The organism is Sphingomonas colocasiae (assembly GCF_019880585.1).
Lineage (GTDB): Bacteria > Pseudomonadota > Alphaproteobacteria > Sphingomonadales > Sphingomonadaceae > Sphingobium_A > Sphingobium_A colocasiae.
The window spans coordinates 35,744-49,080 of record NZ_JAINVV010000018.1; the positions used below are offsets into that span (position 1 = coordinate 35,744).

Genomic DNA, 13,337 nt, shown 5'->3' on the forward strand with positions numbered 1-13,337 from the left:
CCATCCCTCGCATGAGGGAGGAGGAAGACAGGCTATTTCTTCAGGAGCATGCGCATCAACCACGGGCTGACGCCTGATGCACCGTGCGTGGTCAGCGGAGCGGATGCTCAGCCATGATCTTGCGGGCGGCAGCATCGACCGTGGTCTCGCTGAGTCCAAATCGCTCAAACGAGGCCCGCGCTTCGCGCTGTTCTTTTTCGCTGAATTTCAAGAAGGCGCTCTCGGCCACCTTCAGATGTCCGCCAAAGAGTTGGCGCAAGCCCGCCGGATCGTTCAACTCTTCGACTTTCCCGATACCGTCGGCTTGCAGACTCCTCTTGCCGAGCGCGATCTGCTCATCGGAGAGCGCCAGATACGCTTTGATAGAGAGAAGCTTGCCATATACGGCCGGGGTCCAAGTCCCGTTAAAGCTGGCGATATCATAATAGGTGAAGGCCTTCTGGAACTCGCCTTTGCGGAAAGAAATGAGGCCCAGGCTGTCGAAGAGGCGATAGTTGGGCGAACCAAGCTCCAGGGATTTCAGGCAACTGAGTTTGGCGCGATCGAGATTTTCGTCGAGCCCAGCAAGAATCCAGCATTGCTGCGCTTCCTGGCCTGCAACGCCGGGAAGCAGTTTGATGGCCTTTTCGATATCGCGCAGCGCTCCGCGGAAATCATTTACTCCAACCTTGGCGTATGATCTGGCGTGCAGCAGCCTGGCGCGATCATGGCGCTTCAGGTCGCGACGAGCCAGAGCAACATCGCATGCCTTGATGTTGATGCTCAGATCATCCTGAAACATCGCGCAGGCATTGAGCTCAGCTTCGAGATTTGTACCGCTATCTCCTGAGAGAAGCATGTTGGCCGGCATCACCGTTTCAGCGGCGGCGGGCATCGCCATGAGGGTCGCAAGCGCCAAAGCCATCGCACCGGATCGATGCAGAATTGGAAAATGTAACATCAGTAAATCCTTGGGAAAAATCGGACTGCCCTCAGGGGCGTAGTTCGAAAACAATCATGTCCTCGCGCCTTGTCGCCCGGATCGCTTTCGTTAGCTCGTCAACGCTTGCCGGAACGATAGTCCGACTCCCGGCGGCTTCTTCTGAGGTCAAAGCGTAACGCTCCGGAGCACCCAGTTCATCGATCAGGCGAACGACGGTGGGCCTCAGCGCTTGAACACGGGCGGCCGCATCGGCGTCCAAACCGTCGCGCTGGATCGCGGCAAACTCGTCCCATGTGGCCGCAATGAGCCGCTCCGAGTCAGCAGGATCGCAAACGAAGCTGATCTGAATAAGAGCGTGATCTCGCCTCCCACGGCGCGTGCTCACATATTCCATCGGCGCGTAAGCACCTGCCTCAACCACACGGATACGCTTCCAAAATCTACCCATAAGGGGAAAGGCGGCTTCCAAACTCCGGATCATCCCGTCCCGATCAGCGTTTTCCGCGAAGTTGACCGGAATGTAGATGGACAGCGCAGTGTCGGGACCTTCACCACGGGTGACGACATAATGATTGTCGGCTTGTGGCGACATTTGAGCTTGGGGTACAAGATCACTTGAAAGCCGGTGCCGAGGCTGACCAAATTTGTCGGCAAGAGTCCGAAGCCCTTCGACAACCTCGTCTTCCTGCGATCCGTGCGCGACGATCACCCATCGCTTCGCGTCACCGAAAAGCTGTGCCCAAGTTTCGGCTAACGCAGCATCATTGGGCAAGGCCGCAGCGGCATTGCATATTTCCGCAAATGACGATGGGGGGGGAAGCCCGGACTGCAGCGCCGCGTTGATAGCCCGGCCCATGTCGTTAAAGCCGCATTGTCGGACGGGAAGTCGACGCAGATAATGCCGTCGTACATTTGTATCCACGTTGGGACCGTTCAGCACGGCGACAAGCAAATTCATGCCCTCCTCCATTTTCCCGGAGGGCCCACTGACGGTCAATCGGCTGCTGGATCCGACGACAATATCGAGCCGAAGCCCGGCACTCGCGAGATAAGTCTGGAACTGCCCGGCATCATATGGACCAAATCCGCTCAGCCGTGCCAGGCCCATGATCTTGTCGGCGAGGCCAGGCAACGTCTGCCCCAAACTCTCCAGTTTCGCTCCATAGAGATCGATCCTGAACGTGTTTCCCGGCGCGCCTCGCTCGACAAAAATCGGTGTTTCGCTGTTTGAAACGCGAAAGATCCCGTCGCGCACCGCTTTCAACGAAAGGGCGTAAGGGGCTTTCGCCAATCGGATATTCCGGGGCAGTTCGGGCAGAGTAATGGCAGGCGTCAGCTTGTGAGCAGGCGCTGCTTTTGTGGCGAACGCCTTTCGCACCGCAGCCATGCTGACCTGTTGGTCGCCAGTGCGGGTCACAGCCCGGAAGCCAATCGAACGCGGATCGAGTAACTGCTGCAACTCCGATTTTACATCTGCAAATGCTACCGCCGCGATCTCCGACGATGTCAGGCTCCTTCCGCAACCCGCATTCGAAGGCATTTTGACGGGCAGCTGCCCCCCGCCATCCGAGGCCCCCGGAATGTCGTCCTGACATCCTCCCTCGCCGCCCGGAACAGATGTTTGGACTTCGGCCTTCACGCGCTCGAATTCAGCCGAATTGCCTCCCGCAACGACGGATTTCAATGTTCGGACCAATTCCTCTAGCGCATCCGGAAACTCTCCAACGAGCGCCGAAAACTCGACATCGATCCCACCAGCGCCCCCACCCTTCCGGGCTTCACGCGGCAAAAGCAGAATGTTTCCCGCAGGAAATGCATTGCGCGCGCTACTTTTCTCCAACGCACGGCGCCATAGGCTTTGAATGATGAGTTGAACTGCAGTCTTGTGTCGTAGATTTACGGCATCTCGATCATTGTAACCTAGGTGCAGCCCCGCGAGACATGCATCGAGACCAGGGAGATACGCAATCACTCCCTCGGCCAAATCGGGCAGAGAACGACCTGGAGGCGAAAGCCGAGCGCCGCCCGGAATATCCGAGAAGCGTTCATGCACCGCCTGCTCCATCGCTGCAGCGTCGAGATCGCCTTCGATATAAATTGTCTGATTGTTCGCTCGAAAACGCTCCTCATAATATCTTTCGACATCGTGCGGGCGAGTTTTTACGATGCTGTCAATTTGTCGCTCTTCTAGCGCCAAAGCATCGCCTACCTGGAAAGACGTCAAACGGGAAAAAACCTTCCTCGCATGGAATTCTCGATCCCAAGCTATGGATTTAAGAGCCTCGGCCTTCACGATTGATGCTTCGACAAGAATGTCGTCGCGGCTGAGCAACGTCTTCCTCGCGATGCCCCTCAGGTAACCGAGAGCTTCAAGCTCTCTTCCCTTGGGAACATCGAGCCGGAAATCGATATTACCTTCCTCATCCGTGTTGGCGATATTGGTCGCCTCGAGGCCCCAATATCTGAATAGATCTACCGGGGATTTCAGAGTGTCACCTTCCGGCGTCTTGAACTCTCGAACCAAAACATGCTCAAGAAGATGCGGGACTTGAATCAGATCAGCCTCACCGCCATTCACATGGAGTCTCATCGAGATAGTAGTTCTACGTTTATCAGCTGGCAGCGAACTGTCAGAAGTAATGACATAACGAAATCCGTTCGATAGAACTCCGGCGCGGCTGCTTTCCCGATGCCGGTCGAGCAATGTAACAAAATCGCTACTGCTTTCCCGCGCGCTAACAGAAGAAGATATTATTCCCCCTAAGAAAAAAATACCTGAAATCGACCATACGATGAAAGGCAGATGAGACTGAAGACGAAACGCCATTAACATCACAAATTCCGCGACGAGGTGTTCGCCGAGCGAAGGGGCGCCCTCCGCTCGGCACCCATTCATTTCTTTTTGCTACCAAAGGCCCACCGAAGTCCCATGGTGATCAAATGGCTATCATAGTCGCCCTTGAAGGTGCCCACGCGTGGAGTGAGCGGCAGATAAGTGCGATACCGAGTGTCAAGGTTGAAGGTATCCCATTTCAGACCAGGAATGCTGGTGTAACGCCATGTCCCGTCAAGGCGCAGACGATCAGTCAGGGCCAACGACGCACCAGCTAGCACCTGCCATGTCAGATCATAGCCGACATCGACCCCACTAATTGGTTCTTGCGCTTGCCGATCAAACCTAGCGCGCCAATTATCGGGACTATCGGGACCAATTCCGGCCATCTTTCCAAAAAGCTGCACGTTATGACGTGCAATTCCCGCTCCAGCACCAACAAACGGCTTGAAGACGGCATCCCGTGCACCAAACTCGTAGATCAGATTGGCCATCAGCGCGATGCTCTCAATCTTCCCAGGCACCTTGTTGCAATCGAATGGCTGTCCAGCAGCAGCGTTGACCGCGCCGCAAACCCCATAAGGCGCGACGTCCGCCCCACCGATCCGCCCCCAGCCCGAGTTGCGATACTGCCCCTCAAGCTCACCGCGCAGATTGCCCGTTAGATAAGTTCCAAGCTGAAACACATAAGCTGGCTTGTTCTTGGTTTCAAAATTCCAAGCAACTGGAGTCATCCCATCTTGGGCTTTTCCATCAGCAACAGCATGGATGCTTCCAGCCAGCGAGGTCCCTACACCAAATCCGGCGTACCAGTCAGACGGCTCGCCAAAAGGTGCGAGGCCCGTTGTGGGGCTACGACCATCTTGCCGAGCCAGACCACGCCGCTGCCACTTCACCGAAGCCATGAAGCTTCGCGGAGCCCCATAATATCCGCCGGATGGAGAAGGAGACGTGAAATACTTCTTATCCGCTATGTTCTGGATAAACACATTCGCCGATATATTATTGGTCAATTGATACCCGAGCCCAACATCGAATACCATCCAGGGCTTCTGATTGACTATATAATCTTCCGATCCAAGCACCTCTCCATATGTAGGACTACCCGGATCTCTATCCGTAATAAATACAGATCCCGTGCTATAGTACTTTGATTTATACCTCGCCCCAAGCTGGACATCGACCCCACGCAAGAACGACGGACTCCAGTCGATGAATATATTCCCTGAACTTTGCGGCGATATTTCGCTAAAATTCCTACCAGATATTGGGCTTGATGAAGAAAACTTGGACTTGTTGTACGCATAGTTTACAAGGAATGACAATTCAGCCGAAATCCTTCCGCTCGCCTCGAAGTCAAACCCTTTAGATTTCATATTTTCGCCCCCAACCGCATAACACGTAGAAGCGAAGTTGCTTCCCGATATCCCTGGCGGGCACGCCAGAATCGGATTTCCTTCAATTCTTCCAATACCATGCTGACTTTGCTTGTACACCGAAGCGCTCAGCGACATATTTTTGTCGGAGTACCTCAGGCCAGCTTCTTTATTTTTATAAGAAACCGGATCTAACTGCTGATAAGAATAATTGCCAGCCTCCCCTGACCTAGAATACAAGCCATCCTGCCTGTAGAACCCGTCCGCGTAGCTACCGTACAGCGTAAAGCCTCGAACGGGCTTAAGAGATAGATTGTAGCCAAAACGCCAGTCAGAAGTTTCGTTGCGATATGATGTATTTATCTGATAGATAACACTTCCACGAGGAAGCAATGGGTCGTCGGAGATCCTGATGTTTCCGTAGCTGGAAGAATCTCGCCTGGCAGTTATTCCGGCCTCGACGATATCCCCGACATTAACCGTATCACCTATGACAAGCCCCAATCCAGAGCTCTGCGTGTCCTTGATATAATAACTACTCAAAACATTTACGCCGGTGTAGTATGTAAATTCTGGATTCCTCAAAGCATCGATGGATGGGATCGGGGCAAATGCTGTAGTATAAGCCTCGCCAGACGAAAGTCCGCCGTTTGTGTTCGAGTAGTAGCTGATCATAGAGAATACGTTATGACTAATACCGAACGTATCGAATTTTCCCGTTATCTTCGACATTACCGAAAGATTGCTACCGGAACTTGGAACTCTTTCGACCATGAGCAGCTGGCTATACGGTTTATAAGCGTCTGGAACCGTCCCATCTTCGCGGAACGATAGCGCTGGAGAGACGGACACTCCACGGCCACGCTCACCTCGGTAGTCCGCTCCAATCTCTATGTTCCAATCATCCGCCACTTCGACAAATAGCTTTCCGAAGATATTCCAGCTTCTATCCCGGGAGTAGATATTTTCTATGTTCGGTGCGAATGTACGTGGCAAATCGAGGAGCGATCCATTCAGCGCCCGGAATGCACCTGGGCTATACCCATCGGTATTCGCTATCGTGTAGCTACCGCCCCACTCCAATCGACCGTCGTCACCCAAAGGCGCATCAAAAATCCCATAAAACGAAGCGTTCTTCGCCTGATAATCATCGTAAGGCGTTGTTTCGTTGCGACCACTCACGACTGCGCGAAATGCGATCGGCGAACCGAACAGGCTCGGCGTCGAGACATCTGCAACAGCACCGTACCTACCAAAACTCCCACCCTCCACAGTGAGCGATTGCATTGGGACAGCGCCAGGGCGCTTGCGAACCAAATTGATCGAGCCGCCAGGTGAGCCGGCCCCGGCAAACAACGCATTCGGACCACGCACAATCTCGACCCGCTCATATTGATCCAGGCTCAATCGGCCGCCGAATATATTCATTGAGTTGGTATCGGCCGCCCCAGTGCGGGCTGGGCCGGTGCTAACACCGTCGACTGCGAAGCTGGTAACCGGAAGACCGCGGACGAGTATTTGATTCTTGCCCTCGTTGGTCGGCTCATCGGTGAGGATCACACCCGGCGACCGCCGCAACGCATCCCCCAGCGTCGTAATATCCTGCTTCTCGATCTGCTCCTGCGTCACCACCGAGATCGAACGCGGAATATCTTCTATCGCTACGGGAGCGCCCGTCGTAATGCTCGCCACCTTCGCCCGATACCCATCGGCCTCCTGATCCTGCCCACCGCGAACACCGCCGAGCTGCGCGATGCCCTCACCGCGCACCGGCGCCTGATACACACCGCTCCCCTGATCCCCCTCGACGCGCACCGGCCCGAGCACGCGCTCGCCGTCCTGCGCCGCGACCTCGCCGGCGGCCCCGGCCTGGACGATGGTCGCATTGTTGCCCGACATCTGCGCCGACAGGCCGGTGCCGGCGAGCAGCCGCGACAGGGCCTGGCGCGCGCTCATCTCCCCCGAGACGCCGCCGCTGCGCTTGCCGGCGGTGAGGCCGCTGGGATAGCCGAGCTGGATGCCGGTGCGGGCGGAGAAGGCCTGGAGTGCCGCGGTCAGATCACCGGCGGGAATATCGAAGCGCTGGGCGGCGTCGGCGGCCTGCTGGGCATGGGCCGCGGGCGCCAGGGCGATGAGGGCCGGCGTGGCGAGCGCCACCGCGAGCGCGGCGCGCGAGGCATGGGAAAAGGTCGCGCGCATGAAGGCTGAACGAACAGTCATTGGATCCCCCTGATAAACCGCGGGTCGTTCCGCGGTTACTTCTCCAACGCGCAAGGGTGGGGTTACCCCAATGGGGGGAGAGCGCAGAAGGGTGAAAAAATGGGGGTGGTTTCGAAGAAAGGTTCAGGAAGGAGGCAGGAAGGTGGATTCAAGAAGAAGCGCGCGCGCCAGATGCGCGCGGGCCGGCTTGGGGCCGGCGGGTTCGGGCGGATATGATGGTAGCGGTGACGGGATTTCCGCCGGCGCAGCCCCTACGCAGCAGCAGCCTCCCCCCTCGCTTGAGTTTCAAGCCCACCGCGCCTATATCGATGTCGTAAACGTCGTATTTTGGCAGACAGATGGCCCGGCTCACCGACCAGATCCTGGACCGCTTCACCGAGGGTGAAACGCTCGGGCGCACCGACCTGGCGCTGCCCGCCGATTATGATTCGGTCGGCCGGGCGCTCAACCAGCTCGTCCGCGAGAAGCGGCTCGTCCGGGTCGCGCGCGGCCGGTATCGAAAGGCGGACGAGGTGCCTGCCGGTGTGGCAGCCGGCTCGATCGCGGATGCGCTGGATCGCAAGGTTCGGCAATCGAAGCGCAATGTCTTCCTGCGCGGCGACTTCGCCACGCTTGGAAGCTATGACGCGGTGGGGCGCGCCCTGCGGCGCAAGGTCGAGCAAGGCTCGCTGGTCCAGATCGGCTATGGCCTCTACGCCAAGGCCGAACGCTCACCGTTCACGGGCAAGCCCGCCCCGTTGGTCGGCATCAAGAAGCTCGCCACCGAGGCTCTGCGGCGGCTCGGCAAGACGATCGCCGCCTCCTCGTTCGAGGACGCCTATAATCGCGGGCGCTCGACACAGGTCCCGACCGGCCGCACGATCGCTGTCCGCGATCGTATCCGGCGCCGCATCGGATATGATGGACATTATGTCGTTCTCGAACGCACCCGCTGAAAAGATTCTCGGGCGGGTCGCGGGTGCGCTCGCGGTCGACGAAGCCTTTGTGGAAAAGGACTGGTTCGTCGTCAGGGCGATCGAGGATCTGGTCGCGCTAGGCGATGCCGACATCCAGCCCGCCTTTTCGGGCGGGACCGCCTTGCTCAAGGGCCATGGCCTGATCAAGCGCTTCTCCGAAGACGTTGATTTCAAGCTGATGCTCTCGGACGCCTTCCTCGCCAGGAGTGCGAGCCAGCAACGCAGGGCTTTGGGCGATTTCCGGGACGCACTCGTGGCGCGCTGGATCGAAGCCGGCTTCGTCGAAAAAACCGTCGTGTCTCGCAACGCCAATGGGTTCATCCAGATCAAGATGACCTATCCATCGCGCCTGCCACCGCATGAGTCCCTGCGGACGCACGTCCTGGCCGAACTGTCGGCGAAGCCGCCGAGCCTGCCGACGTCCCGCCTCCCATTGTCGTCGTTCGTCACTGACTATCACCGTCGCTAACCCGAGATCGGGGAAATCCCGTGCGTCGATCCGGTCGAGACGGCGGCGGACAAGCTGAGCGCCTTCACCTGGCGCATGCTCGGGCGCGATCGGGCGGCCAAGGGCGACGATCCGACGATCGTCCGGCATATCCATGACCTGGCGATGCTCGAGGCGCGGGCGACCGCGCATGGCGGTTTTCCGGAGCTGGTCCGCGAAACGATCGAGGCCGATCGCCATCGCGGCGGTGATGCCATCGCGCAGCTGGCGGCGATGCGCGAGCAACTGGACGCCGACCCACTGTACGAAGAGGAATATCGGCGGTTCGTGGGCGGCATGGCCTTTGCCGGCGAAAGCGAGGTGCCGGACTTCAAGGAGGCATCCGCCGCTGTGCAGCGATTGGCTCGCTGCCTCGACTGAGGGTTGCGTTTGGGGGCCACGGCGCAAGCGGACGGTCGGCTCAGCCCACCAAGACCACTCCAGGCAGACTGAGCCGGCAAGGATCGCGGCTATTTCAAGCCGGTCACATCACGGCATCTTGAACCCGAGATCCGCGAAATACTTCTTCGCCTCGGCCAATCCGGCGCCGTCCTTATAAGCCGTGCTGATATGTTTTTCGAGATTGGCGTCCGTGATTTTCGCAATTTCCAGCGACTCGGCGCTACCCGATTTCCTGTACTCGGCCGACAAATTCGCGGCAGCTATCGCCGACCCATAGGCCGCCTCGGAAAACTTCTTGGCGTTCTGCTCATAAAGGCCATCAAGCAACGTGGCGGCCCTGCGCCAATTCCCCGTGCGCATGCTGTAGATCGCATCACTGTGCCGCGCATCGGTCCTCGCACCGCTGAGCCCCACCGCCTGGGCACACGCATTTTTCGCACCCGGCACGTCGGTTCCCGACACAGCCGATGCCCAGCAAAGCTGGTTGAGTGATTCCCACCGCTCCGGCGCCAGCCGCGCCGCCTCTTGCGCGTCCGACAGCGCTTGCCTGTAATCCTTGCTCAGCACATTCGACTGCGATCGCAATACAAGCAGGATGGAACGCTTCAGCGGATCCTTCTCGACCTCCAGCGCCTTGCCGCACGCTTCGATCAACGCGGCGAGTTGCTCGCGCGGCGGCGCCTGGCAAGCAGAATATGCTTTGCGAACTTCGGCTGGCTTGTCCAGCGGCAGGAGATAGTTGCCGCTGAGATAAGGCGTCGCAAAGGCCGGGGTCGCGGCCGCAACACACCCTGCCGCGATCGCGGCATGCAGCAGTTTCATCCTGAACCTCATTCAATCCTCCCGAAGCATCACCCCGACTACGCCCGGGGACCATCTCCTCAACGAGCTCGGTCAGGAAAGCCGCATGGCAGGACGAGTGCTTCGGACCGCAAAGTGATACGCGTTCGATGCGCGACCACCGGAACCAGAGAATGAGAACCGCCGCGCCCTGACGCAGCCGGCCGGCTCAACCGACCAGGATCGCCCCCGGCAGACGGCGCACCCTGATCTTCTGGGATTTCGCGATCGTCATCACCCAGTCGTCGATCCGGTCGAGATTGATTGTGGCGTTGATGCGCTGGCGCCCGGCCCGATAATAGCGATCGATCTCGCCGACCGAGCAATTGACGAAGACGAGCTACCAGCGCGACCAGGCGAGCCCGGCCGCGGCAGGGGAGTAATTTACAGCATATCAGCCCACAAACGAATACAACCTCACATCTTTGTTCATATTTTTAACATTGCCCTCGACCCATTCAATTGCACTTTGAGCATCTTCTCGCAATGTTACAAATTGAATAAGCTGATACTTGACCCCTCCCAAAACCTTAACGTCGCCTGCAACAACGGTATAGGCAAAGCCAGCCTTGTCCCTGACGATTCTGATCGCATCCCTTGTGGTCAAATTTTTCCAAGTGCCATCCTCAGGAAGCCGCAAAAACATCATTATCTGCGCAAATCGGCTTTTGGATGTACCGATGTAATGCGTACCAGGGGAGAGGTCACTCTCCACCAGCGAGGCCGGCTGAGCCAGAGACGTGAGTTCAAGCAGCGATTCTTTTGAAACCGGCTGAAAGACCGCCGGGATTTTACGCTTCTCGACGATTGCCACGGCAAGGCCACCCAGCCATTCCAGAGATTGATTGTCCGCGACTGCCGCAACGTCGTCAGCGCTGTAATTCCCGGCGAAAAGCGCTTTGCGGTCCTCGTAGATTTCCTGCATCAGCGGCTCTGCGGATGCCCGTCCGCTTAACGTCCAGCGCATTCCCGCGGCAGATTCAGTTATAGATTCGACAACTCCCTTTCGCGATTTCTCCTGCGTATATTCCTCCTTGCCCATGGCCGCCGCCGGGACGCTGTCGGGCAGCGAGAGCAACGCATCCGCCACCATTCGCTGCGCGGCGCTCACCGGCCCTCTCGCAAGCTGGATTTCATATTTGAGTTCACGGTCGGGGAGTCCGGCATCCGACACCCGCGCAGCATCCGAACTTGACGGCAATTCCCGCAACGTGTCTGCGGGCAAAATGCGCCTAACGGCTTCTTCGCCCTGGCCAGCGTCGCTCGATACTATGTACTGCAATTTGCCGTCGAGCGCGGCGGTCGCGAACGCCTTCAGATATTCGGCTTTCTCGTCATTATCGAGGTCTCGGATATCCCGCTGGAAAGGATTATCACAATCGCGCGCGATCGCTTGATCGATATAATTTTCGGCTGAGTTGGGCCGCTCGTTTCTCTTTTCCCGGCGCGGAATATTGGACGCCACGACAGACGAATTTTTCTCGATTTCCAGCAAAAGACCCTTCAATTCAGCCAAGTCCGAACCGACGAGAGATGCAATCCGGCCGGCTTGCGCGACACGATAGATCTGAAGTGGCGCTCCCATCCGCCACACCACCCCCTGTCGGAACATTGCAAGTTGCCGACCATATCCCATTTTTTCCAAAGCACCCATGACCATGCTCCAAGCCGACTCGGGCGCAATCTCCACTCCGGATTTCAGCTTGATGTTTCCACTGTCGCCCACGCCGACGACCATGCGAACGTCTTTTCCTTCGGGAGCGACGAACAGCCGCACCGGCCGGCGATCCCTGGAGATTTGAGGGTCCGGTCGGATGATACAGGCACCGGACAATGCCGCCACGTTCGTGCGCCCCCTCTTCATGTTCCCGAATTTTTTCTCGATCATCGCCTTGATCAGCAAAGGGTCCAAAGACGTGGCGACGTAGAGCATCTCGCGTTCAGGAACATAATATTCGTCAGCGAATGCGCGCACTTGATCGAAGGGAAATTTTTCCGACGCCTTTTTCCAGCGATTGACGGAATGATCCGCCATGCCGGCCATAGCGTTAAGCATCCGCCATGACCGGTGTTGAAAGCCATCCAGATACGGACTTGCCGAAAATTCGAGTTCGACCGGCCGCCGCTGTATTTTCACCTCATCGGCCGTGAAGCGCGATCCCTGTGCGATTTCCCTGACCCGCTCAAAAAGAGCGTCAACTTCGCCGTTGGGCGCTTCCAGATGGTATCGGGTATCGGTCCAATTCACACCGCCCGCGCTGACCGCATAGGCTCGCGGCATCCAGCTTTCGCGCAGGTCGCCCAACAGCTTACGCTTGCCTTTCCCATCGGTATAATAGGTCAGCACCAGATGCTCGATGAGATGGCCGATCTGCTGTTGGCCCTCCTTCTCGTCAACCATGCCTACGCGAAGCATCAGCCTTGCCGACGTCATCTCGAACGTGTCCGGCAATCCTATGATATGATATCGGAATCCATTCGGAAGCGTGCCCGATACTGTCGTTCGCGCGTCGACAGCAGCCCGCGCAACCTTACCAGTCGATTGCGCCGCGACCGGCGACCGGCCGCTCAACGACCGAGGTCCGCGAACCGATGGTGACGTCGCCAAGGCTGCGGGCGTCGCATGGCCACCACCACCATGTGCGGACGCCGAGACATGGTCTTGCGGAACCCTGGCATAGCCAAATGCCGCAAGACCACCCAGGGCTCCCGCCACCCCGACGACCAGAAGGGGGCGCGCTTTCGAATATATCATGGCCGTTACCTTTTTCGAATATGTTCTGAATTTCATCGAGCAACGCAGGCGCGTCCCGGCTGAGAGCCCCAGACCATCGCGCGCATGGAAAAACCTCGCCTTTGCCCGAAGACAAAGCGGACGCGTTCAAGCTCGAGCGAACCGCACAGCGTCAGGGCAGGCCAGCCAGCTCTGGTCCTGGCAGCCACGCACGGCCTCCGACATAGGCCGGAGCACTACCCGCATCTCTCGCGGAGACCGGTCTCCAAGCATCGAGGCGTCAATCAGCAGCCTGCAAGTGCCCGATCAGCGCAGTGCACTGCAAACTTCAGCGAGCTTGCCGATCGGCAAAATATATATCTGCCCGAAAGGCGGTGCTGCGAAGGCCCGGGCACCGGCTGCGCCGCGTACCTGCGTGTTTTGTTCGGGGCGATCCACAAGGATCGCCCCGACGCAACAGACGCTAACAGCCTACCATTTGGCGCGGAGAGACGCGGTTACCGATCGGGGCGCACCATACCAGTGCCCACTGCTGGGCGAGTTGGAGACAGTCTGATAATAGGTCTT

The 13,337-nt window shown here is 58.0% G+C and carries 6 protein-coding genes and 1 pseudogene; 2 read left to right on the top strand and 5 right to left on the bottom strand.

Annotated elements, in window-relative coordinates; translation table 11 throughout:
• Positions 1-91 precede the first annotated feature (91 nt).
• Genes K7G82_RS29420 through K7G82_RS29430 form a run of 3 tightly spaced genes read right to left on the bottom strand, consistent with a single transcriptional unit; the run spans position 92 to position 7,351 of the window.
• Positions 92-940: a tetratricopeptide repeat protein gene (locus K7G82_RS29420; protein ID WP_222990442.1), complete on the bottom strand. Its 849-nt coding sequence runs from the start codon at positions 938-940 to the stop codon at positions 92-94.
• A 31-nt stretch (positions 941-971) separates the two neighbouring features.
• Positions 972-3,755: an insulinase family protein gene (locus tag K7G82_RS29425; RefSeq protein WP_222990443.1), complete on the bottom strand. Its 2,784-nt coding sequence runs from the start codon at positions 3,753-3,755 to the stop codon at positions 972-974.
• 59 nt (positions 3,756-3,814) lie between these two features.
• Positions 3,815-7,351, bottom strand: coding sequence for a TonB-dependent receptor domain-containing protein (locus K7G82_RS29430; RefSeq protein WP_222990444.1), 3,537 nt, complete (start codon positions 7,349-7,351; stop codon positions 3,815-3,817).
• Positions 7,352-7,689: 338 nt separating this feature from the next.
• On the opposite strand from K7G82_RS29430, the gene K7G82_RS29435 reads away from it, so the two are divergent.
• Complete coding sequence (locus K7G82_RS29435) at positions 7,690-8,286, top strand: hypothetical protein (protein ID WP_222990445.1); 597 nt, start codon at positions 7,690-7,692, stop codon at positions 8,284-8,286.
• A pseudogene (locus K7G82_RS29440) lies at positions 8,261-9,175 on the top strand (nucleotidyl transferase AbiEii/AbiGii toxin family protein). The gene K7G82_RS29435 and the pseudogene K7G82_RS29440 overlap by 26 nt, the downstream one beginning before the upstream one ends.
• A 108-nt stretch (positions 9,176-9,283) precedes the next feature.
• Here K7G82_RS29440 and K7G82_RS29445 read toward each other — a convergent pair.
• Complete coding sequence (locus K7G82_RS29445; RefSeq protein WP_222990446.1) at positions 9,284-10,018, bottom strand: hypothetical protein; 735 nt, start codon at positions 10,016-10,018, stop codon at positions 9,284-9,286.
• 412 nt (positions 10,019-10,430) lie between these two features.
• A complete protein-coding gene (locus tag K7G82_RS29450) occupies positions 10,431-12,827 on the bottom strand; it encodes a peptidase M16 family protein (RefSeq protein WP_222990447.1) in 2,397 nt (798 codons plus the stop codon).
• Positions 12,828-13,337: the final 510 nt, after the last annotated feature.

What these genes read in the sequence shown, in the direction of transcription:
- K7G82_RS29420 (WP_222990442.1), bottom strand. Translation starts at nt 940, where the DNA reads ATGTTACATTTTCCAATTCTGCATCGATCCGGTGCGATGGCTTTGGCG.
- K7G82_RS29425 (WP_222990443.1), bottom strand. Translation starts at nt 3,755, where the DNA reads ATGTTAATGGCGTTTCGTCTTCAGTCTCATCTGCCTTTCATCGTATGG.
- K7G82_RS29430 (WP_222990444.1), bottom strand. Translation starts at nt 7,351, where the DNA reads ATGACTGTTCGTTCAGCCTTCATGCGCGCGACCTTTTCCCATGCCTCG.
- K7G82_RS29435 (WP_222990445.1), top strand. Translation starts at nt 7,690, where the DNA reads ATGGCCCGGCTCACCGACCAGATCCTGGACCGCTTCACCGAGGGTGAA.
- K7G82_RS29445 (WP_222990446.1), bottom strand. Translation starts at nt 10,018, where the DNA reads ATGAAACTGCTGCATGCCGCGATCGCGGCAGGGTGTGTTGCGGCCGCG.
- K7G82_RS29450 (WP_222990447.1), bottom strand. Translation starts at nt 12,827, where the DNA reads ATGAAATTCAGAACATATTCGAAAAAGGTAACGGCCATGATATATTCG.